22 protein-coding genes are annotated in these 21,720 nt (G+C 36.8%); 14 read left to right on the top strand and 8 right to left on the bottom strand.

Features of this window, described 5'->3' with window-relative positions; translation table 11 throughout:
- The first annotated feature begins 13 nt into the window (after positions 1-13).
- Together NST91_RS16555 and NST91_RS16550 are read left to right on the top strand one after the other, a co-directional pair.
- Entirely contained in the window at positions 14-1,831 is a 1,818-nt protein-coding gene (locus tag NST91_RS16555) for an ABC transporter ATP-binding protein (protein WP_341332020.1), read from the top strand.
- Positions 1,832-1,955: 124 nt separating this feature from the next.
- The gene (locus NST91_RS16550) at positions 1,956-2,621 is read left to right on the top strand and encodes a potassium channel family protein (RefSeq protein WP_341332019.1); all 666 of its coding nucleotides are present in this window, start codon (positions 1,956-1,958) and stop codon (positions 2,619-2,621) included.
- Positions 2,622-2,878: 257 nt separating this feature from the next.
- On the opposite strand, the gene rnjA is transcribed toward NST91_RS16550, so the two are convergent.
- The 3 genes from rnjA to def all read right to left on the bottom strand — a co-directional run bounded on the left by rnjA (position 2,879) and on the right by def (position 5,892).
- A complete protein-coding gene (rnjA, locus tag NST91_RS16545) occupies positions 2,879-4,546 on the bottom strand; it encodes a ribonuclease J1 (RefSeq protein WP_121445034.1) in 1,668 nt (555 codons plus the stop codon).
- A gap of 6 nt (positions 4,547-4,552) precedes the next feature.
- Positions 4,553-4,762, bottom strand: coding sequence for a DNA-dependent RNA polymerase subunit epsilon (locus NST91_RS16540; protein ID WP_099363155.1), 210 nt, complete (start codon positions 4,760-4,762; stop codon positions 4,553-4,555).
- 569 nt (positions 4,763-5,331) lie between these two features.
- The gene (gene def, locus NST91_RS16535) at positions 5,332-5,892 is read right to left on the bottom strand and encodes a peptide deformylase (protein WP_341332018.1); all 561 of its coding nucleotides are present in this window, start codon (positions 5,890-5,892) and stop codon (positions 5,332-5,334) included.
- A 194-nt stretch (positions 5,893-6,086) separates the two neighbouring features.
- Between def and NST91_RS16530 the strand changes: the two genes are divergently transcribed.
- The 5 genes from NST91_RS16530 (at position 6,087) to lpdA (ending at position 12,417) form a co-directional block, all read left to right on the top strand.
- Entirely contained in the window at positions 6,087-6,755 is a 669-nt protein-coding gene (locus tag NST91_RS16530) for a YkyA family protein (RefSeq protein WP_341332017.1), read from the top strand.
- A gap of 723 nt (positions 6,756-7,478) precedes the next feature.
- Positions 7,479-8,588, top strand: a complete 1,110-nt coding sequence (gene pdhA / locus NST91_RS16525) for a pyruvate dehydrogenase (acetyl-transferring) E1 component subunit alpha (protein WP_121445031.1) — start codon at positions 7,479-7,481, stop codon at positions 8,586-8,588.
- Between the two features lie 3 nt (positions 8,589-8,591).
- A complete protein-coding gene (locus NST91_RS16520; protein ID WP_341332016.1) occupies positions 8,592-9,569 on the top strand; it encodes an alpha-ketoacid dehydrogenase subunit beta in 978 nt (325 codons plus the stop codon).
- Positions 9,570-9,705: 136 nt separating this feature from the next.
- Entirely contained in the window at positions 9,706-11,001 is a 1,296-nt protein-coding gene (locus NST91_RS16515; protein WP_341332015.1) for a dihydrolipoamide acetyltransferase family protein, read from the top strand.
- Between the two features lie 6 nt (positions 11,002-11,007).
- Entirely contained in the window at positions 11,008-12,417 is a 1,410-nt protein-coding gene (gene lpdA, locus NST91_RS16510) for a dihydrolipoyl dehydrogenase (protein WP_341332014.1), read from the top strand.
- A gap of 38 nt (positions 12,418-12,455) precedes the next feature.
- Here lpdA and NST91_RS16505 read toward each other — a convergent pair whose 3' ends face one another.
- Positions 12,456-12,836: a hypothetical protein gene (locus NST91_RS16505; protein WP_341332013.1), complete on the bottom strand. Its 381-nt coding sequence runs from the start codon at positions 12,834-12,836 to the stop codon at positions 12,456-12,458.
- A gap of 266 nt (positions 12,837-13,102) precedes the next feature.
- Here NST91_RS16505 and NST91_RS16500 point away from each other — a divergent pair, with 266 nt between their 5' ends.
- Complete coding sequence (locus tag NST91_RS16500) at positions 13,103-13,342, top strand: hypothetical protein (RefSeq protein ID WP_121445026.1); 240 nt, start codon at positions 13,103-13,105, stop codon at positions 13,340-13,342.
- 81 nt (positions 13,343-13,423) lie between these two features.
- On the opposite strand, the gene NST91_RS16495 is transcribed toward NST91_RS16500, so the two are convergent.
- Positions 13,424-13,852, bottom strand: coding sequence for a DUF1885 family protein (locus tag NST91_RS16495; protein ID WP_341332012.1), 429 nt, complete (start codon positions 13,850-13,852; stop codon positions 13,424-13,426).
- A 280-nt stretch (positions 13,853-14,132) separates the two neighbouring features.
- On the opposite strand from NST91_RS16495, the gene NST91_RS16490 reads away from it, so the two are divergent.
- On the top strand, positions 14,133-14,249 hold the full coding sequence (locus tag NST91_RS16490) for a GapA-binding peptide SR1P (RefSeq protein WP_099363145.1): 117 nt from the start codon (positions 14,133-14,135) through the stop codon (positions 14,247-14,249).
- A gap of 53 nt (positions 14,250-14,302) precedes the next feature.
- Here the strand turns inward: NST91_RS16490 and NST91_RS16485 are convergent, their stop codons facing one another.
- A complete protein-coding gene (locus tag NST91_RS16485) occupies positions 14,303-15,775 on the bottom strand; it encodes an aminotransferase class I/II-fold pyridoxal phosphate-dependent enzyme (protein ID WP_341332011.1) in 1,473 nt (490 codons plus the stop codon).
- Positions 15,776-16,032: 257 nt separating this feature from the next.
- Here NST91_RS16485 and NST91_RS16480 point away from each other — a divergent pair, with 257 nt between their 5' ends.
- Together NST91_RS16480 and NST91_RS16475 are read left to right on the top strand one after the other, a co-directional pair.
- Entirely contained in the window at positions 16,033-16,992 is a 960-nt protein-coding gene (locus NST91_RS16480) for an NAD(P)H-dependent flavin oxidoreductase (RefSeq protein ID WP_341332010.1), read from the top strand.
- Positions 16,993-17,004: 12 nt separating this feature from the next.
- Complete coding sequence (locus NST91_RS16475; RefSeq protein WP_121445022.1) at positions 17,005-17,268, top strand: UPF0223 family protein; 264 nt, start codon at positions 17,005-17,007, stop codon at positions 17,266-17,268.
- A 74-nt stretch (positions 17,269-17,342) separates the two neighbouring features.
- Here NST91_RS16475 and NST91_RS16470 read toward each other — a convergent pair whose 3' ends face one another.
- The gene (locus NST91_RS16470; RefSeq protein WP_341332009.1) at positions 17,343-17,978 is read right to left on the bottom strand and encodes a YktB family protein; all 636 of its coding nucleotides are present in this window, start codon (positions 17,976-17,978) and stop codon (positions 17,343-17,345) included.
- A 212-nt stretch (positions 17,979-18,190) separates the two neighbouring features.
- Here NST91_RS16470 and NST91_RS16465 point away from each other — a divergent pair, with 212 nt between their 5' ends.
- Positions 18,191-18,379 carry a YkzI domain-containing protein gene (locus NST91_RS16465; RefSeq protein WP_121445020.1) on the top strand — a complete coding sequence of 63 codons (189 nt, stop codon included), beginning with the start codon at positions 18,191-18,193 and terminating at the stop codon, positions 18,377-18,379.
- 133 nt (positions 18,380-18,512) lie between these two features.
- Complete coding sequence (locus NST91_RS16460; RefSeq protein ID WP_341332008.1) at positions 18,513-19,307, top strand: inositol monophosphatase family protein; 795 nt, start codon at positions 18,513-18,515, stop codon at positions 19,305-19,307.
- A 31-nt stretch (positions 19,308-19,338) separates the two neighbouring features.
- Here the strand turns inward: NST91_RS16460 and NST91_RS16455 are convergent, their stop codons facing one another.
- Positions 19,339-19,524, bottom strand: a complete 186-nt coding sequence (locus tag NST91_RS16455) for a YlaF family protein (RefSeq protein ID WP_341332007.1) — start codon at positions 19,522-19,524, stop codon at positions 19,339-19,341.
- Positions 19,525-19,674: 150 nt separating this feature from the next.
- Between NST91_RS16455 and typA the strand changes: the two genes are divergently transcribed.
- Positions 19,675-21,516 (top strand): translational GTPase TypA, encoded by a 1,842-nt coding sequence (typA, locus tag NST91_RS16450; RefSeq protein WP_121445018.1) that lies wholly within the window; start codon positions 19,675-19,677, stop codon positions 21,514-21,516.
- The last annotated feature ends 204 nt before the right edge of the window (positions 21,517-21,720 follow it).

The following is a 21,720-nucleotide window of genomic DNA, read 5'->3' as shown; positions in this document are numbered from 1 at the left end:
TAGGTGAGATTAAATGTCAAAAAATGAAAAACAAGATATAAAACATCGGTTCCATTATTCAACGGACCAAGCAATCGAAAAACCGTTTAACTGGAAACAAATGCTCAGATTATTAGGCTATATGAAACCATATTCAAAAAATTTATTGCCTTTAGCAATAATCATGGTATTATTAACAACCGCTGTTCGGTTGATCGCACCTATTCTAATTGGGAAATATACAATTGACCATGCGATTGCGAATAAAGATACAGATTTATTAATGGTCTTAGTTTCTACGATTGCTGGGTTATATGCAATTAATTATGTTGCCAACATTTATCGTATCAAATGGACCAATATGCTTGGTCAAAATATTATTTACGATTTACGAAAGCATCTTTTTACACACGTTCAAGGTCTATCACATCGATTCTTTGATAAGCGTTCAGCAGGTTCTATCTTAGTTCGAATCCTAAATGATGTGAACTCACTACAGGAATTATTCACGAATGGGGTAATTAATCTATTAATGGATTTCGTGCTCCTGTTTGGGGTCATTTTTATTCTTTTTGGTTTAAGTCCAAAGCTTACATTGGCAATCTTAATTATTCTGCCACTGATGGTCTTAATTACAACTAAATTAAGAAGAAAAATTAGAAGATCTTGGCAAACAGTAAGAATTAAGCAATCCATGCTAAACTCGCATCTAAATGAAAGTATTCAAGGGATTCGTGTGACACAAGCATTTACTCAGGAAAAGGAAAATATTGAGTTCTTTGATGGAATTAATAATCAAAACTTTGAAAGTTGGAGAGATGCTACCCAGAAAAATGCGATGTTCCGTCCATTTGTTGAAATGACAAATGCGGTTGGAACTGCAATTTTGATTTGGTTCGGGGCTACACTAATCCAAGCTGACGGACTAACAATTGGGGTATTTGTCTCATTTGCCTTCTATTTAGGAATGTTTTGGGAGCCTATTTCACGTTTAGGTCAAGTATATAATCAATTACTCGTGGGGATGGCCTCTTCCGAACGTATTTTCGAATTTATTGATGAAGAACCAATTGTTGGTGAAAAAGAAAACCCAATTCACTTGTCTGATATGAAAGGAAAGATTGAATTCGACCATGTGGAATTCGCATATGATGAAAGTCGAAAAGCTTTGAAAGGCATTTCCTTGACGATAGACGCAGGTCAAACCATCGCCCTCGTGGGTCATACTGGTTCAGGTAAAACGACGATCGCTAATCTGATCAGCCGCTTCTATGATGTAACATCTGGGGAAGTAAAAATCGACGGAATAAATATAAAAGAATTATCTCTCCAGAGTGTTCGTTCTCAAATAAGTGTAGTCCTACAAGATACGTTTATTTTCTCTGGTACAATAAAAGACAATATCCGGTTTGGGAGACCAGACGCAACGGATGAAGAGATAATAGCCGCTGCACAAGCAGTGGGTGCCCATCAGTTTATTGAGAAACTCGTAAATGGTTATGACACGGAAGTTGAGGAAAGAGGGAATATCCTATCAGTTGGGGAACGACAATTATTGTCTTTCGCTCGTGCACTGCTTGCAGATCCTAAAATCTTAATCTTAGATGAAGCAACTGCAAGTATTGATACTGAAACTGAAGTCAAAATACAACAGGCTTTAAAGCAATTATTAAAGGGGCGTACAGCAATCATCATTGCCCATAGGCTATCGACTATTCGTGAAGCTGATAATATTTTCGTATTAGATCATGGTGAAATCATCGAACAAGGAAATCACCATGAATTAATGAACCAGCAAGGCGAATATTTTGGATTGGTAAAAGCACAGTTTAAGATGCTTGAGGCAATTTAGAAAACCTTAAAAGGACTAGGAAACCCTAGTCTTTTTGTTTTAAAGTGCTTTTCAGTGATGCTTCCAAATTATAGATTAATTGTGATACAATCTAAGGTATCTCTATTTGATGGGGGAATAGGTAGTGAACAAAAAAGAGTTTGCGGTAATAGGCCTTGGGCGCTTTGGAGGTAGCATATGCCGCGCATTAAGTGATGAAGGTATGGAAGTCATGGCCATGGACCTTGATGAAGATAAAGTAAATGAGTTTTCAACGATAGCTTCTCATGCAGTTGTTGGCGATTCAACTGATGAATCAGTACTTAAGAGCATAGGGATTCGAAATTTTGACTTAGTTATTGTTGCTATCGGGGACAATCTGAAAGCGAGTATATTAACGACTATTATTCTAAAGGAATTAGGGGTCAAGCAAATTTGGGTGAAAGCACAAAATGACTATCATGAGAAAATTTTAAGTAAAATTGGAGCGGACCGGATTGTACATCCAGAGCGAGATATGGGAAAACGAATTGCCCATAATATTATTTCAAACAATGTCTTGGATTATCTGGAACTTTCTGATGAGCATAGTATTATTGAAATTGTTGCAGGAAAAAAGATTGACGGGAAATCTTTAATTGAATTAGATGTACGTGCGAAGTATGGGGTAACCATCGTCGCGATGAAAAGAGGAAAAGACATTATTGTATCTCCATCAGCAACCGAGCAAATACATAAAGGGGATATCCTAATTATTATCGGGGCTGACACAGATATTAGCCGTTTTGAAAAAAATCTAATCGTAGAATAAACGTCTCAGTATGAGGCGTTTTTATTATGGACAAAAAAATTTAGAGTACGCTTAGTTTTCATGCATTGAAAAGCATGCTCACGTAAAAATATGGAAGCATATCCCGCGAGAAGCCTCTAGACTGACAAACTTGAGTAAAAAAAGAATTGAGATCTAAACTAAACTTGGTTTATTTGTGTAATGGTGAAAGTAAAAACCCACTGAGGGAAGCCTCAGTGGGAATCAACATTGAATATTACAAGGGTTAACGGACTAGCTTAAACCTCCATAATGATTGGTAAAATCATTGGACGGCGTTTTGTCTTTTCATATAGGAACGGTGCAAGCGTGTCTGTGATTTCATTCTTAATTTCAGACCATTGGGTCGTGCGACGCTCCATTACTTTATTTAAATGTTTCGTAATAAGACTCTGTGCATCATTGATTAAATCTCCAGACTCACGCATATACACAAATCCTCGAGAAATTAAGTCAGGTCCTGCAGCAATCTTAAAGTCCTTCATATTAATACTTACGACAACTATCACAAGACCTTCCTCGGAAAGGATGCGGCGGTCTCGCAACACAATATTTCCGATATCACCAATACCGCTACCATCGATATACACATTTCCTGATGGAATTTTTCCTGCAACAGATGCTTCATTCTCACTTAAGGCAAGAACCTCTCCATTGTCCATAATAAAGCAGTTTTCTTCAAATACACCACAATCTACAGCAGATTTCGCGTGCATCTTTTGCATCCGGTATTCACCATGAATTGGCATAAAATACTTTGGTTGCATTAGACGAAGCATTAATTTTTGCTCCTCTTGGCCGCCATGACCCGATGTATGGATGTTACTTAGTGTTCCATGAATAACATCGGCGCCTGCGCGGTAAAGCATATTGATGATTCGACTAACGCTCAGTGTATTTCCTGGAATAGGTGATGATGAAAATACGACTGTATCCCCAGGAATGATTTGAATTTGTCGGTGCGTACCATTCGCAATTCTTGAAAGGGCAGCCATTGGTTCCCCTTGACTTCCAGTACAAAGAATAACAACCTTATTTGCTGGGAGACGATTGATTTGGTTAGCATCAATAAACGTATCCTTTGGGCATTGAATATAACCTAAATCATATCCAATTGTGATTGCTGATTCCATACTTCTTCCAAATACTGCGATTTTTCGATCGTTTTGAACAGCAGCTTCAACCACCTGCTGTAGGCGATGAATATTAGATGCAAAAGTAGCAAATATGATTCGGCCATCTACCGTTCGGAAAATATCCTGAATACTTTCTCCTACACGTCTTTCAGACATTGTAAAATGTGGTATTTCCGCATTTGTACTATCTGAGAGCAGGCATAGTACTCCATCTCTGCCGATTTCCGCCATTTTTTGAAGATTCGCTGGCTCCCCAACAGGTGTGAAATCAAATTTGAAATCCCCTGTATGTACGACTTGTCCAGGAGGCGTTTTTACTACAATTCCGTATGAATCTGGAATACTATGCGTCGTTCTAAAAAAAGTTACCGATGTTTTACGGAATTTTATTATGTCATCTTCCTTAATTTCAATCAACTTTGCCTGGCGAAGTAGTCCGTGCTCTTCTAGTTTGTTACGAATTAAACCTAGGGCAAGCTTACCTCCATAAATCGGTACATTGATTTCACGAAGTAAATACGGGATTCCGCCAATATGATCCTCGTGACCGTGCGTTATGAATAAACCTTTAATCTTGTCCTCGTTCTTGACTAAATAGCTGTAATCAGGAATAACATAGTCGATTCCTAACAGCTCGTCCTCCGGGAATTTAATCCCAGCATCAATCAGGATAATTTCGTCCTGAAACTGTACGCCATAAGTGTTTTTACCAATTTCCCCGAGTCCACCTAAGGCGAAAACAGCTGTTTGATCGTTCTTTACAAATTTCATAATTCATCAAATCTCCAATACATTATAATCTTCATTTAGTTGCTCATACTCAAGATAGGCCCCTTCCACCTTTTGAATATATTCAATGTTAATTTTCCGTTCCTTTAATTTTTGGCGAACCTCAACTTGAGATTCTGCTTCAATATACAAAGTTTTTGTATGTTCTCTTACTGGAACTTCTAATACATCCTCTTGGTAGTAAACTTTAAAAATCATTGCCAAATCTCTCCTTAATTTCCGAAAGTTAGAGTAACTTTTTCTATTATATAAAAATATAACAAGTTTTTCATGTTTTTTCTTGCTTTTCCTAAATATTTCTTAACATTGCATTGCTTATAGGTAAAAAGAGGGGGTTAGTTTAGGGGTTACTATGTAATTTATTCTAAAATTATTGAACCGTACACCTAAATGTCTATTATACCATTGAAAAGCATGATAGTATATAACAAGCCCTCCATAACGAAGGGCTCTTTTCGTCATTATTAGTTTCAACTTCACTAGGAGGCAAGTTTTTTGTTATTAATTCTTATGCTATTGATTTCCTTTTTAATAAATCTTGCCACTGCTTAATTAATTTTTTCCGTAACTTTTTTAGCATGACTATCATCTCCTTTTTTCTCAAACTTTAAACATCTCAAGAACGTTGATTTTGGGTTAAAGTTTTGTCCTTATTATGTGGAAAAAAGGGTCAAATTATCATAGCTAATAAAAGAAAGGTAATTTTGGCGAAGATGAATAAGTCAATTTGGCCAAACAAAAGCACTATAAACTTAACGTATAAATAATTACTTACTAACGCTCGAGGGGATCGCGTTGTCCGGTTCGGCAAACGGATTTTCCTCATTGATATGATCATAGAACATAACTCCATTTAAGTGATCTATTTCATGCTGAAAACAAATAGCAGGTAAACCTTTTAATTTCACAATCACTTCATCGCCGTCTATGGTAGTTCCTTTTACCTTAATTTTTAGGTAACGCGGTACATATCCTGGTACAGCTCTGTCAACAGACAAACAACCTTCACCAGTTGTTAAATAACTCTTTTTTATAGAATGACTAATAATCTTTGGATTAAACAAAGCATAACTGTGTAGTTCGTCATTTTCATCTTTTAAATGTACAGCAATCATACGCTTTGACACATTAATTTGCGGTGCAGCAAGCCCTATACCTGGTCTTAATCCGTATTTTTCAGCAATTTCAGGGTTCTGACTGTTTTTCACATATTCTAATAGTTCTTTAAGTATCTTGCGGTCTTCCTCTGATGCAGGTAAAGGAACCTCATCTGCAACCTTCCGTAAAGTTGGATGTCCTTCCCGGATAATATTATCCATTGTTATCACTTTTATCACTTCCTGGTCTTGATGCTTATATCTATCTTAAGTTTAACAAAGGTTATTTCATTTTCAAATATAAAAGTAGGACTCTAGTCTGTTCTAAAGCATGTACAAATTCATATATTTAGTTGAAACCTAAAAAATGTTATGAAATCGTATTATAATATAGTATATTTGAAGTAGCTAAGGGGGAGCAGATATTGAAAAATAAAACGTTAAAAGTTGTATTTCTTTGTGTTTGTATGAGTTTTCTCTTAATGGGGTGTTTGGGCGGCCCCACACCTGAAGAACAGGTTTATGAGACTTTAGAAAAAGTGGTAGCAGTAGAAAAGGACTTTGAAAAACAACAAAACCCATTGGTGGAGCTTGAGAAAAAAGAGAAAGAGCTTTATGATAAAATTTTAACATTGGGTATGAAAGAATTTGATCAAATTGTTTCCTTATCGAATGAAGCATTGGCAATTGTTGGAGACCGCGAAACTCGAATTAACAATGAACAAAAGAGCATCGAAGCATCCAAGAAGGAATTTCAAAAGGTTGATGCAATTATTTCTGAAATAAAAGAGGACAGTGTAAAGGAAGAAGGTAACGAACTTGTATCGTTGATGAACAAGCGTTACGAAAGCTACGAGGATCTATACACTGTATATAAAGAAGCCATAGAGCATGATAAAAAATTATATGAAATGTTTCAAAATGAAGAATTAACATTGGATGAATTAGAAAAACAAATTAATCTTATAAATGAAACGTATGAAAAAGTAGTTGCCGCAAATGAAACGTTTAATAAATTGACTGACCAATACAACAAAGCAAAGGTTACTTTTTATCAAAATGCTGGACTAGAAGTTGTCTTTAAAGAGGAATAAAAATATTAATACCGTGAAAGGGCTATCAATGTGATAGCCCTTTTGTTTTGACTATTTTACGAGAAAAGTAAGGTTTTTATAGTACAGATGCTAAATGTGTACTGATACAGATTGTAAAAATGGGAATTTATACAAAACAGAAAAAAATGGTGGACAAGTAATAAAACAGTAAACAAACAATTTGACGTGTGTCTTACGTTGTTGTAAACTTGGAAATGGATAGGGAGCAGTTGTATTAATTGCTTTACTAAAATAATTAATACAGGTTCATTTAGGAGTCAGAATATCTTTTTCGAGCATGACAAAAAAATATTACATCTAAAGACTTCGTCCGAATGGATAATAGTGGTGTTCAAAAAAGAGAATGAGGACCGCGTTGACAAAAACGCCACGTCCTGTGGCATTGTCGACACTAGCACATCCTGTGCGTCGAGAGTTCAAGGCGGCGCAGCTTTGAGTACCGTAACGTATGCCTTTAATACGTAAGGAACGGAAAAACAAGCCAACCAAGAAATTAGATGTGTCATATTCATTCGATTTTTTGAACTTCCTCTTAATTATGTCTTTGAAAAGATATATTTTTGGGTAACCTAATGCTGTATGTTTTGTATCAACCTTAACTTTATACTGGGTTCTTCTCCATCGTAAAGTTAAAGCCCCCTACCATAAATGGTCGGGTGCATTTGATTAAAGAAAATAGGGTAAGAAAGGAAGCGAAAAAAGATGGCTGTAAAAGCAAATGTCTTTGATTTACAAGGGCAACTGGATAAAGTTGCTGAAAACTTTCCTATGTTTCAGATCTTAAATGAAGAAGGAGAAGTAGTTAACAAAGATGCTGTTCCTGATTTAAGTGATGATCAATTAAAAGAATTAATGAGAAGAATGGTTTATACAAGAATCCTTGATCAACGTTCAATTTCGTTAAACCGTCAAGGACGTTTAGGTTTCTATGCACCTACTGCAGGTCAAGAAGCTTCACAACTTGCATCTCAATTTGCACTAGAAAAAGAAGATTTTATTTTACCAGGTTACCGTGATGTACCTCAAATCGTTTGGCATGGTTTACCACTATATCAAGCATTCTTGTTCTCACGCGGACATTTTCATGGGAACCAAGTTCCTGAAGGTGTTAATGTAATTTCTCCACAAATCATTATTGGTGCACAATACATACAATGTGCTGGTGTTGCTTTAGGGATGAAAAAGCGTGGCAAGAAGTCAATTGCTATTACTTATACAGGGGATGGCGGTACTTCTCAAGGTGATTTCTATGAAGGTATTAACTTTGCAGGAGCTTTCAAAGCACCAGCAGTATTTATTGTTCAAAATAACCGTTTTGCTATCTCTACTCCAGTTGAAAAACAATCTGCAGCCAATACTTTAGCTCAAAAAGCAGTTGCAGCTGGTATCCCTGGAATCCAAGTTGATGGGATGGATCCACTAGCTGTATATGTAGCAGTTAAAGAAGCTCGTGAGCGTGCAGTAAATGGAGAAGGTCCAACGTTGATTGAAACAATGACTTACCGTTACGGTCCACATACAATGGCTGGAGATGATCCAACCAGATATCGTACTTCTGAGCTTGACAATGAATGGGAAAAGAAAGATCCACTCGTTCGTTTCCGTAAGTACCTTGAAGGAAAAGGAATTTGGAATGAAGAGTTAGAAAACCAAGTCATCGAAGAAGCTAAAGAAGACATCAAGAACGCAATTAAAAAAGCGGACGAAACACCAAAACAAAAGGTTACTGACCTTATTTCACATATGTTTGAAGAGCTTCCTTTAAATTTAGAGGAGCAAATGGAAATCTATAAAGCGAAGGAGTCGAAGTAAGCCATGGCGCAAATGACAATGATTCAAGCAATCACTGATGCGTTACGCACAGAATTAAAGAATAACCCAGATGTCTTAGTTTTCGGTGAAGACGTTGGAGTTAACGGCGGTGTGTTCCGTGCTACTGAAGGTCTACAGGCTGAATTCGGTGAAGATCGCGTGTTTGATACACCACTAGCTGAATCAGGTATTGGTGGTCTTGCTGTTGGTCTAAGCTTACAAGGCTATCGTCCAGTTCCAGAAATCCAATTCTTTGGATTTGTCTATGAGGTTATTGATTCTATTAGTGGTCAATTAGCTCGTATGCGTTATCGTTCAGGTGGTCGTTACACTGCTCCAGTAACGATTCGTTCACCTTTTGGTGGCGGTGTACATACACCAGAACTTCACGCAGATAGCTTAGAAGGTTTAATGGCACAGCAACCTGGGCTAAAGGTTGTTATTCCATCAACACCTTATGATGCAAAAGGTCTATTAATTTCCGCAATTCGCGATAATGACCCAGTTGTCTTCCTTGAGCATATGAAACTTTATCGTTCATTCCGCCAGGAGGTTCCAGAGGGCGAATATACAATTGAACTTGGGAAAGCAGAAGTTAAGCGCGAAGGTACAGATATTACTATGATTTCATATGGTGCGATGGTACACGAATGCTTAAAGGCTGCTACTGAATTAGAAAAAGAGGGCGTTTCTGCAGAAGTTATTGACTTACGTACAGTAAGCCCATTAGATATTCCAACGATCATTAGTTCTGTTGAAAAAACAGGACGAGCTATCGTTGTTCAAGAGGCACAAAAACAAGCTGGAATTGCAGCAAACGTTGTTGCTGAAATCAACGATCGTGCAATCTTAAGTTTAGAAGCTCCAGTATTACGTGTAGCTGCAGCTGATACAGTATATCCGTTCTCTCAAGCAGAATCAGTTTGGTTACCAAACTTCAAGGATGTAATTGAAACTGCGAAGAAAGTATTGAACTTCTAATATATAACCAATTAATCGAGGATTAACTATCCTTAACGGAATAAATAAGCCTGTGGCGTATGAAAGTTCAACAAGTAGTCATGCGCCGACAGGTCATCTTTTGACAAGAATCTAACAATTTTAGGAGGCGAAAACCGTGGCATTTGAATTTAAGTTGCCAGATATCGGTGAAGGTATCCATGAAGGTGAAATCGTAAAATGGTTTGTAAAACCAGGCGATGAAGTAAATGAGGACGATGTACTATGTGAGGTCCAAAATGATAAAGCAGTAGTAGAGATTCCTTCTCCTGTTAAAGGGAAAGTACTTGAAGTACTTGTAGAAGAAGGTACTGTTGCAATTGTAGGAGATACGCTTATTAAGTTTGATGCTCCAGGATATGAGGACCTTAAATTTAAAGGCGACGAATCTGATGAGGCTCCTAAACAAGAAGTTCAGGAAGAAAAAACAGCTGAGGCTGCACCAGAAGCAACAGAACCTGCAGCTGATGTTGATGTAAATCGTCGTATCATTGCTATGCCTTCTGTTCGAAAATATGCACGAGAAAAAGGAATTGACATTAAAAAGGTTGCAGGAAGTGGCGAAAATGGTAGAATAATGAAGTCGGATATTGATGCGTTCACTTCTGGCGGTGCAACTGTTGCTACAGAAACACCTGCAGCTGAAGCTCCAAAATCAACAGCGGCAGAAGCAACGACAGCTCCTGCAAAACAACCAATTCCTGCGGGCGAATACCCTGAAACTCGTGAAAAGATGAGTGGAATTCGTAAAGCAATCGCCAAAGCAATGGTTAACTCAAAACATACAGCTCCACACGTAACGTTAATGGACGAAGTAGATGTGACAGAGTTGGTTGCACACCGTAAGAAATTTAAGGCTGTTGCAGCTGAAAAAGGTATTAAATTAACATACCTACCATATATCGTAAAAGCTTTAACTGCGGCATTACGTGATTTCCCTGCGTTAAATACATCACTTGATGATGCAACTAGCGAAATTATTCATAAGCACTACTTCAATATTGGTATTGCTGCTGATACAGAAAAAGGTCTTCTTGTTCCTGTTGTTAAAGATGCGGATCGTAAGTCAATTTTCTCTATCTCTAATGAAATCAATGAATTAGCAGGAAAAGCTCGTGATGGTAAGTTAGCTCCTAATGAAATGAAAGGTGCTTCATGTACTATCAGTAACATTGGATCAGCTGGTGGACAATGGTTCACTCCTGTTATTAACCATCCAGAAGTTGCAATCCTAGGAGTAGGCCGAATTGCAGAGAAGCCTGTTGTTAAAAATGGTGAAATTGTTGTAGCTCCAGTCCTTGCTTTATCATTAAGCTTTGATCACCGTATGATTGATGGTGCTACTGCACAGAACGCACTCAACCAAATCAAACGTTTGTTAAATGATCCACAATTATTATTAATGGAGGCGTAATACAACATGGTAGTAGGAGATTTCCCAATTGAAACAGATACAATAGTTATTGGTGCTGGACCTGGTGGATATGTTGCAGCGATTCGTGCTGCACAACTAGGACAAAAAGTTACGATTGTAGAGAAAGACACTGTTGGTGGTGTTTGTCTTAACGTTGGATGTATCCCTTCTAAGGCGCTAATCTCCGCTGGACACCGTTATGAAACAGCTAAGAATTCTGATTCAATGGGAATCAAAGCTGAAAATGTAACACTTGATTTTACAAAAGTTCAAGCTTTTAAAGATAGTGTTGTTAAGAAATTAACTGGTGGAGTTTCAGGACTATTAAAAGGTAATAAGGTTGAAGTTGTAAAAGGGGAAGCATATTTCGTAGACGCAAACTCTTTACGTGTAATGAACGAAGACTCTGCACAAACTTACAATTTCAAAAATGCAATTATTGCTACAGGTTCTCGTCCAATCGAAATACCATCTTTCAAATATTCAAAACGTGTTCTTGATTCAACTGGCGCACTTGGACTTAAGGAAGTACCAGAAAAAATCGTCGTAATCGGCGGTGGTGTAATTGGTATTGAACTTGGCGGTGCTTATGCAAACTTTGGATCACAAGTAACAATTCTAGAGGGAGCAGATGATATCCTTCTTGGTTTTGAAAAGCAAATGACTACAATTGTTAAAAAGAACCTTAAGAAAAAAGGTGCGGAAATCATCACTAAGGCTCTTGCTAAAGGTGTTGAAGAGACTGAAAATGGTGTAACTGTGAAGTATGAAGCAAAAGGCGAAGAACATTCAATTGACGCAGACTATGTATTCGTAATGGTAGGTCGTCGTCCTAATACTGATGAGCTTGGATTAGAGCTTGCTGGTGTTAAAATGAATGAAAGAGGCGTTATTGAGATCGATAAACAATGCCGTACAAGTGTAAGTAATATTTACGCAATCGGTGATATTGTTCCCGGACCTCAATTAGCACATAAAGCATCATATGAAGGTAAAATTGCAGCAGAAGCAATTGCTGGTGAGTCATCAGAAATTGACTACTTAGGTATTCCTGCTGTTGTATTCTCTGAGCCTGAACTAGCTACAGTTGGATACACTGAGCAACAAGCTAAAGAAGAAGGAATTGAAATTGTAGCAGCTAAATTCCCATATGCAGCAAATGGTCGTGCGCTAGCACTTGAAGCTACTGACGGTTTTGTAAAGTTAATTACTCGTAAAGAGGATGGACTACTAATCGGTGCTCAAGTAGCAGGGGAAAGTGCATCAGATATTATTTCTGAATTAGGCCTTGCTGTTGAAGCTGGTATGACAGCTGAAGATATTGCAATGACAATTCATGCTCACCCAACTCTAGGTGAAATCACAATGGAAGCAGCAGAAGTTGCTTTAGGATCTCCAATCCACATTGTAAAATAATAAATGTAAAAAATCGCTCCGAATATGGGGCGATTTTTTTATTTTTTTGAACTTGTTGAGGTCGATAAGACGTTTTCAAGGGGTATGATAATTTCTTCTTTGTCGACATTCCCTTCAATTTTTTCAAGGACTTTATCTTGTTCAATAATTAATAAAGAAGGATATTCATCAATCTTATACTTCGTATACAATCTATTATCTTCAGACGAAACAACCTTCATATTTGCGATTTCAGTTGGGAATTTATTTCTAAGCTCCAGTAAAGCATCATAATAATTACTTTCATTATGAATATTATCTTCATCAGAAAAAAAGATGATTTGTTTGTCTTTGATTTCTGGCAATGTAGGTTGTGTTTGGTATGAAGAACATGAGGAAAGGAAAATAAAAGAAAGTATGATTAGGGTAAATTCTTTCATTTTGTTAATCACTCTTCCATAAAATAGTCAAAAGTATAGGTCTTTAATGCTAAATTTAAATAATACAAAACGCCTATTTTTTAATTTAAATTCATTTTATCATGTATTCTTAAAATTCTTTCCAATGTCATTGATTTGTTACATAAATGAAAAATACTACCATATTTCTGTGCATATTAATTAATATAGTAAACAGAAATTCATAGAGACTAGAATGCGAAACGAGATCATAGTTCCTTTATTGCTGATAAAAGGGGAGTTTCTTCATGAAGGTATATGTAATTGGATTAATCCAGGTATTAATATGGAGTACATTTTCGTTGGTTACTTGGTTATCACGTTCCGATAGTCTGTTTGCGAAAGGGATATTATTAGTAATCTTTTGTTATCTTGCATTTTTAATAGCAAACAAAATTGGACTAACAAGAAAGAGTTCATTCTTGATTACGTTCATTTCCTTTTTATGTTTTTTCTCATTTGAAAAGGTTTTTTGGGCATTTACATAGAAAAAGACCACCTCACAATGATATGGTCTATTCTTACTTACACTTGAAAATTTAGTTAAAGAAAACAGAGAACCTTAATCGTTATTTTCGTTTGTAAAAATACATAATTCTTCCGTTAAATAGATGTAATTCTCCTTCAAGTTTTTTTGCTAAAAACTTACAGAACTCATTAGCTTTTCCTTTATCGCCAGTGGTTGACACATGTGGAAGGGTTACTTGGATATAGGATTGCTCGATTTGCTCACCGTTATCACCTTCAAGTGCCTCTTGGCCAACGCCAACTACGATTGCATTATACTTTTGATGATCGGATTTTAAATAAAACCAATTATGTTCTTGGTTCGTCTCTTTTATGTGGTATGGAAATGCAGCATTGTCGTATTCCCAATCTAGTTGCTGCCCCGTTTTCCTTGTAATTTCCTTGTAATAGCTAAAGAGATCTTTTACAACATCTAGTGATACACTTTGTGTATTTGATGCAGGAACAAGCTTAATGAATGCGTTTTCCAAACTCTTCACTCCTACTCCAGATTGATTAATTATGTATGTTTATATCTCTAAGTTACTACTATTCTAGCATTGAATGGGTAATACTTACAACTTTGTGTTGTGTGCAGTAAATATGTATCGCAATTCATCAAGTATGATAAAAAATAACTGAAAATAATTTAAAATGTTATACAATTAACTATTGACGAACCAATTGTGACATACTATTATATAAATAACATAACATAAAACGTTTTCAAAAGGAGTTTATGAATCTACTTTTCGAAAGGGGCTTTGAATAATGGGTACAATCATCTGTCAAACATGTAGTGAAACAATTGAACATTTTGAGTATGAGAAGGTTACAACACTTTATTCAACATGCGACCATTGCGATTGCAATCACGAAGAGAAATAACTTTATAAAAAATTAAAAGCATGCAAAAAAATTTGCATGCTTCTTTTTCGACTTTATTTAATTGCTTTGTGCTCTTTGATAACTCGCAAGTATTTTAAATCATAATCCTCTGGTCCTTGAACGGGGAGACCTGCTTCAATATTGGTTTGAATATACGTTAAGTTCTCCTCAGTTATAATTTCTCCAGGTATGAAAATCGGAATGCCTGGTGGATAGACCATTATAAATTCAGCAATTACTCTGCCAGCTGATGCTTCAAATGGAACAACCTCTGTTTCAGAATAAAATGCATCCCGAGGTGATAAAGCAAGTACCGGGATATCTGGAAGTAAAACTTCTGGTACAATTCTAGATTCTGAAAGGTGTGAGACTTCGTCAGATAAATTTGCAAGTGCATCAATTAGTAAATCAGCCTCTTTCTTAGTATCACCAGGTGTTACAATACAAAGAATGTTGTAGAGGTCGGACATTTCCACTTCAATATTGTATTTTTCACGAAGCCAGACTTCTGCATCTGAACCTGTAATACCGAGGTCTTTTACAGAAATTATTAATTTTGTCGGATCGAAGTCAAATGTGGCTTTAGAGCCTAAAATTTCGCGTCCGATACATTTAAGTTTTTCTATTTCATTGATTTTTTCTCTTGTATAGTTGGCTAATTGAATTGTTTTTTCAATCAGGTCGAATCCCTCTGTCACTAACCGTCTTCTCGCAACATCCAAAGATGCTAATAATAAATATGATGTAGACGTTGTTGTTAACATACTTAAGATTGTTTGAACCCTGTTAGCTGACACTAAGCCCTCTCTAACGTTTAAAATTGAGCTTTGTGTCATTGAACCACCTAACTTATGGACGCTTGTTGCAGCCATATCTGCTCCAGCCTGCATGGCAGATAGCGGTAACCCATCATGGAAGTGAATATGCACGCCATGTGCTTCGTCAACGAGTACTGGTACTTCATAGGAATGAGCAATATCGACAATCCTTTTTAGGTCAGCAGCAACGCCGAAATAGGTTGGATTAATCACAAGTAATCCTTTTGCGTCTGGATGCTGTTCAAGTGCTTTTTTAACAGAGTCTGTGGTGATTCCATGCGAAATTCCCAAGGTATTATCAATCTCTGGATGAATGAAAATTGGCACTGCACCGGAAAAGACAATGGCCGACATTACAGACTTATGGACATTTCTAGGTACAATAATTTTGTCTCCTGGCCCACATACTGCCATGACCATTGTCATAATTGCGCCACTTGTACCTTGTACGGAAAAGAAAGTGTGATCTGCACCAAATGCGTCAGCTGCAAGGTCCTGTGCCCGCTTAATGATGCCTTTAGGTTGATGAAGATCATCTAAGGGTCCGATATTAATGAGATCGATTGAAAGGGCATTGTCCCCGATAAAGTCTCGAAATTCTGGATCAATTCCTGCACCTTTTTTATGTCCAGGTATATGGAATTGAGTTGGGTTCTTTTTTGAGTGTTCAACAAGACCAGTAAATAATGGTGTTTCATTTTGCGACAATTGATAACCACACCTCTTTATTTATATTTCAGTTTAAAAATGAATGTTTTATTCTACTTTTTTCTACATAAAACAAGTGAATTATAGCATTTCTCTTACCGTTTGCATATAAAAATATTTCATACTTTTAAATTGTCACAACAAGTAATTATTAAACATTTTTTGGACTGTTAAACTTTGCTTATAACATTTGCTAAAGGAAAAAGAGGAGTTTCAAGAAGTGACATCGAAATGGATTAATGAAAGGTGGGAGTACAATGAATTGGGAAACGAAGGTTTCAACTTTATTAGGAATTAAGTATCCAATCATTCAAGGAGGACTGGCGTATTTAGCGTATTCGGAACTTGCAGCAGCAGTATCAAATGCAGGTGGACTTGGTCAAATTACAGCTATGTCACTTGACACACCAGAAGATCTTCGCAATGAAATTAAAAAAGTAAAAGAACTAACAAACAAACCATTTGGGGTTAACTATGCAATAGGACAACATGGCAGACCGTTTACGGACATGCTTGATGTAGCTATTGAGGAAGAAGTGCCTGTTATCACAATGACTGGCGGAAATCCTGCACCTATTTTTGAACAATTAAAGGGTGTTAATATGAAGAAGCTTGTTTTGGTTGCAGCTAGAAGACAAGCAGAAAAAGCAGAGGAGCTAGGGGCAGACGCTGTTATGGTAGTTGGTCAAGAGGGTGGTGGCCATCTTGGTAGACAGGATATCGGAACTATGGTTCTCATTCCACAAGTTGTCGATGCAGTATCCATTCCTGTTATTGCTTCCGGTGGAATCGGTGATGGTCGAGGTTTGATGGCTGCGTTAAGTTTGGGGGCAGAAGGTATTGAAATGGGTACACGCTTTATTGCGACCAAAGAATGCGTTCACGCCCATCAAGGATATAAGGATGCATTGATTAAAGGAACCGAAAATGATACAGTTGTAATTAAACGATCACTAGGTGCACCAGGTCGTGTCATTTCTAATGAATGGTCCTCAAAAATCCTCGAGTTGGAAGCCGCAAACAGTGGATACGAAGGATTAAGGGAATACATAAGTGGTCAAGCTAATATGAGTTATATTTATGATGGTAAACTAGATGGGGGATTTGCTTGGGCTGGTCAGGTAATGGGACTCATCAAGGATGAACCAACAGTCGCTGAACTGTTCGAGCGAATGATTACTGAAGCTGAGCAAATCAGGTCTAAGTGGAGTAAATAGAGGTGAAGTCGATTGGATTATCAATACCCGATTTCGTATGACTGGAGCACAGACGAGGTAGTCGATGTGATTGCCTTTTTTGAATGTGTTGAAAGGGCATACGAGAAAGGAATAGCAAGGGATAAAATGATGCAGGCTTATAAACGCTTTAAAGAAATTGTTCCGAGTAAAGCAGAAGAAAAACAAGTTTGCGGAGAATTTGAAGAAACAAGTGGGTATTCTGCATACCGTGTTATTCAAAAAGCAAAAGAAAATATGGAATTAATCAAAATGTAAATAAAAAGGATGTCTTCTAGAAGACATCCTTTTTATTATGTAAGCTTGTCGAAAAATGAATTTCTTATTGAAACTTACTTTGAACTTTCGTGTGCTAACTGGTATAATGGAAGTAACTTTCTGAAAGTTTGATCAATTACTCGTACTAATTCTTCAGCGCTCATTTCAACCACTTTATCTCTAGGAATGTTTATTCCGCATAGGATTTCTGCCTTTTTAACAGTTTGTAGTCTTGTGAACATTGATTCAAGTTCTTGTTCGCTCAACTCCTGATGTTTAAGAGTTTCTGGTTTTGTGTGATCGACTGACCATACAAAATGGTTTGGGACACTTTCTCTAACTTTTTTCGAGTGCTCCATTAATACATGACCGAATTCTGCCTTGATAGGTGCCTCATAAATGACAGCAAACCAAACAAATAAATGTGTATTCCATAATCCGATTTGAAAATGAGGCAGCATTTTATACCCACGCTTATTATTTGCAAAAGCTACCCAAGTATCTTTAGGTGGATTAATCGTCCTTCTTGCATGTTTTGCTACATGAGCAAACATTTCATCTCCTGAAAGACTCGAGAGTGTAGGGGCAAAATGATTCCCTAATTCCTCTAATTTTGGTCGAACCTGTTTAATTAGTGCATCCATGCGATTTTCTAGTCCATCTATTGTAAACACATTAAAGTCTTCTTTTGTAAACCCTGTAAAAGCCATTGAACTTTCCTCCTAATGATATTCCTTCTTGTATTTTAGCAAAAACATTAAAAAAGCTAAACTAGCTTGCTCGATAATAAAACCTAAAGCTTATCTAGGTATACGCACATATTTGTTACAATGCTCTAGTTTTTTCATAAGATAGAAGTAACTAGCAGAATTAGTCAATGAGGGAAAGTGGTAGATTGAAATAGTGGAAAGGGGTGCGGAAATTGAAACAAGTGATAAATGACTTAAAGCGAAAAGACGGAGAAAAGCGCTTGGCTGTGTTACGTTTAGAAGTAGATTATGAATTGGCAACCCTTTATGATGCGATGATTGAAAAAGATGAAGCGAAAAAAGCAGAATGTAAAAAGAAATTACAAAAATTAAGCCAAGAAATGATTAAAATTGAAGTATAAAAAAGAGCGAAAGCGAACCTGAGATGGTTCGCTTTCCTTATTACTTGCATGTCCATAAATAAGTAAAGTATGCTTTTAAAGAAAGATACATAGCACATACTATCCTTTGAGATGAAAAAAGTGAGGTACAGATATGGTAAATTGGGACGAAATAGATAAATATGCGAAACATTGGATAAAAGAGGCTGGGGAACGAATTCGGGATTCTTTTAAAACAAAGCTTGTAGTTGAATCAAAATCAAACCCAGATGACCTCGTGACTAACATGGATAAGGAAACGGAACAATACTTTATTGAAAAGATTCATGAGACTTTTCCGACTCACCAAATTCTTGGGGAGGAAGGCTATGGAGATAAGCTCCAATCTTTAAATGGTATCACTTGGATTATCGATCCGATTGACGGTACAATGAATTTTATTCATCAACAGCGTAATTTTGCCATTTCTGTAGCAGTCTATGAAGATGGAGTGGGGCAAATCGGCCTTATTTACGATGTTGTTCATGATGAGCTATATCATGCACGTAAAGGTCATGGTGCTTATTTTAACTCTACAAAAATTGAACCGTTAAGGGAAGTTCCTCTGGAAAAAGCAATTGTTGCCATAAATGCAACATGGGTTACCGAAAACAAACGAATTGATCCAAAAATATTGATACCGATCGTCAATGCTGTTCGTGGAACTCGTTCTTATGGTTCAGCTGCACTGGAGCTGGCTTATGTTGTTACTGGAAGGATTGATGTTTATATTACCATGCGTTTATCACCATGGGATTTTGCTGCTGGTGTAGTTCTGTTAAATGAAGTTGGTGGAGTAGTAACAACCCTTGATGGAGAGCCATTAAACTTCTTAAAGGAAAACAGTGTATTTGTTGCAAGACCGAATCTACATCAAGAGATCTTTACACAATTTTTAAAAAGGAAATAATATCAAAAATAAAGCGTGAGGAAAGCAGAATTTATATTCTGCCATTCTCACGCATTTTTTTCTTTGTGGTAAATCCTAAACCTGTCACAATAATTACAGCAATAATAGACAGAATAATACCTAACAGACTTCTTTCAGCAATTGATACTCCAATTAACATAATGCAAACTGCAGTTGTAATCGCAAACAAGAGCATTGGCAAATTTACGTTTTTCATAGTATAGGCCCCTTTCCATAATTTATTTTACAGATAAATGTGTATTATTTCTACTGTTTGGTATATAATGTTTTAGTTCCAGTTCTTTTCGAAAGTAAAAAAATGTAAAATTAATTTATCCTTAAATTAATTCTAGGAGATGTGTAAATAGTGACAATACGAAATGATTTACGAAATATAGCAATTATCGCTCACGTAGACCATGGAAAAACAACACTGGTTGATAAAATGCTTCACCAATCAGGAACATTCCGTACAAATGAGCACGTAGAAGAACGTGCAATGGATTCAAATGACATAGAACGTGAACGTGGTATCACTATTCTCGCCAAAAATACAGCGATTAATTATAAAGATACGCGAATCAATATCATGGATACACCAGGACATGCTGACTTCGGAGGAGAAGTTGAGCGTATTATGAAAATGGTTGATGGAGTATTATTAGTTGTTGATGCTTATGAAGGCTGTATGCCACAAACTCGTTTTGTATTGAAAAAAGCATTGGAACAAAATCTTACACCTATTGTGGTAGTAAATAAAATTGACCGTGACTTTGCTCGACCAGAAGAAGTTGTTGATGAAGTAATTGACTTATTTATCGAACTTGATGCTTCTGAGGAACAATTAGAATTTCCAGTTGTATATGCTTCTGCTATTAATGGAACTGCAAGTACTGATCCACATCAACAAGATGAAAATATGGAAGCATTATTTAACTGTATTCTAGAAAATATCCCTGCTCCAGTTGATAATAGTGAAGAACCACTACAATTCCAGGTAGCATTGCTTGATTATAACGATTATGTTGGAAGAATTGGTATCGGCCGTGTATTCAGAGGAACTATGCACGTTGGACAGCAAGTTGCCTTAATGAAATTAGATGGAAGTGTTAAACAATTCCGTGTGACAAAGATATTTGGTTTCTCGGGCTTAAAGCGTATTGAAATTCAGGAAGCAAAAGCGGGAGATCTCGTTGCAGTTTCTGGTATGGAAGATATTAATGTAGGCGAAACGGTATGTCCAATTGAACACCAAGATGCATTACCAGTGCTTCATATTGACGAACCAACTCTACAAATGACGTTTTTAGTTAACAACAGTCCTTTTGCTGGACGTGAAGGGAAATATATAACTTCCCGTAAAATTGAAGAGCGCTTGCGTGCACAACTTCAAACAGATGTAAGCTTACGAGTTGAGAACACAGATTCTCCTGATGCATGGGTTGTATCTGGTCGCGGGGAGTTGCATTTATCAATTTTAATTGAAAATATGCGACGTGAGGGATATGAGCTTCAGGTTTCGAAGCCAGAAGTTATCGTAAGAGATATTGATGGCGTTCGTTGTGAGCCAGTTGAGCGTGTTCAAATCGATGTTCCTGAAGAGCACACTGGATCCATTATGGAGTCGATTGGAGCTCGTAAAGGTGAAATGTTAGATATGATTAATAATGGTAATGGTCAAGTGCGACTCATCTTTATGGTTCCAGCACGTGGTCTAATTGGTTATACAACTGAATTTTTAACTTTAACTAGAGGATTTGGTATTTTGAATCATACCTTTGATAGCTACAAACCAATGGCTTCTGGTAATGTTGGTGGACGTAGACAAGGTGTTCTTGTTTCAATGGAATCAGGAAAAGCTTCTCAGTACGGTATTATGGGTGTTGAAGACCGTGGAACTATTTTCGTTGAACCAGGTACAGAAGTTTATGAAGGTATGATTGTTGGAGAACATACTCGTGAAAATGACCTAACCGTTAATATCGTGAAAATGAAACAAATGACAAATATGCGTTCAGCGAATAAAGACCAAACAACAACAATGAAAAAGCCTCGCATCATGTCATTAGAAGAATCACTTGAATACCTAAACGATGATGAGTACTGTGAAGTTACACCAGAATCCATCCGTTTACGTAAGAAAGTTCTTGATAAAAATGAACGTGAAAAAGCAGCAAAAAGAAAAAAACTTGCTGAAGTGAATCATTAATGTTGTGAACCTTGTCCCTTTCTGATACTTTAACTTTATACAGCAAAATTCTCTGCTTCTCTAAGTGGGGACCTGTAAAAAATATACAATTAATTCAGGGTTCATAACCCAGCTGTATAAAGTTAAGCCTTCGGCCGATGCCACAGATTTTTTAAAGGAAATTTTTCGAGCAAGCTCGAAAAAAATCTGGGCGCAAATACGCCA

The sequence above is a fragment of the Ferdinandcohnia sp. FSL W7-1320 genome (assembly GCF_038050315.1).
GTDB lineage: Bacteria > Bacillota > Bacilli > Bacillales > Bacillaceae_L > Ferdinandcohnia > Ferdinandcohnia aciditolerans.
This window is presented reverse-complemented; position numbering and strand designations above follow the sequence as displayed.

Coding starts and splice junctions, on each gene's coding strand:
- NST91_RS16480 (WP_341332010.1), top strand. CDS start 16,033: ATGAATTGGGAAACGAAGGTTTCAACTTTATTAGGAATTAAGTATCCA.
- NST91_RS16505 (WP_341332013.1), bottom strand. CDS start 12,836: ATGAAAGAATTTACCCTAATCATACTTTCTTTTATTTTCCTTTCCTCA.
- NST91_RS16455 (WP_341332007.1), bottom strand. CDS start 19,524: ATGAAAAACGTAAATTTGCCAATGCTCTTGTTTGCGATTACAACTGCA.
- NST91_RS16540 (WP_099363155.1), bottom strand. CDS start 4,762: ATGATTTTTAAAGTTTACTACCAAGAGGATGTATTAGAAGTTCCAGTA.
- NST91_RS16490 (WP_099363145.1), top strand. CDS start 14,133: ATGGGTACAATCATCTGTCAAACATGTAGTGAAACAATTGAACATTTT.
- pdhA (WP_121445031.1), top strand. CDS start 7,479: ATGGCTGTAAAAGCAAATGTCTTTGATTTACAAGGGCAACTGGATAAA.
- NST91_RS16520 (WP_341332016.1), top strand. CDS start 8,592: ATGGCGCAAATGACAATGATTCAAGCAATCACTGATGCGTTACGCACA.
- lpdA (WP_341332014.1), top strand. CDS start 11,008: ATGGTAGTAGGAGATTTCCCAATTGAAACAGATACAATAGTTATTGGT.
- NST91_RS16460 (WP_341332008.1), top strand. CDS start 18,513: ATGGTAAATTGGGACGAAATAGATAAATATGCGAAACATTGGATAAAA.
- NST91_RS16500 (WP_121445026.1), top strand. CDS start 13,103: ATGAAGGTATATGTAATTGGATTAATCCAGGTATTAATATGGAGTACA.
- rnjA (WP_121445034.1), bottom strand. CDS start 4,546: ATGAAATTTGTAAAGAACGATCAAACAGCTGTTTTCGCCTTAGGTGGA.
- NST91_RS16470 (WP_341332009.1), bottom strand. CDS start 17,978: ATGGCTTTTACAGGGTTTACAAAAGAAGACTTTAATGTGTTTACAATA.
- NST91_RS16555 (WP_341332020.1), top strand. CDS start 14: ATGTCAAAAAATGAAAAACAAGATATAAAACATCGGTTCCATTATTCA.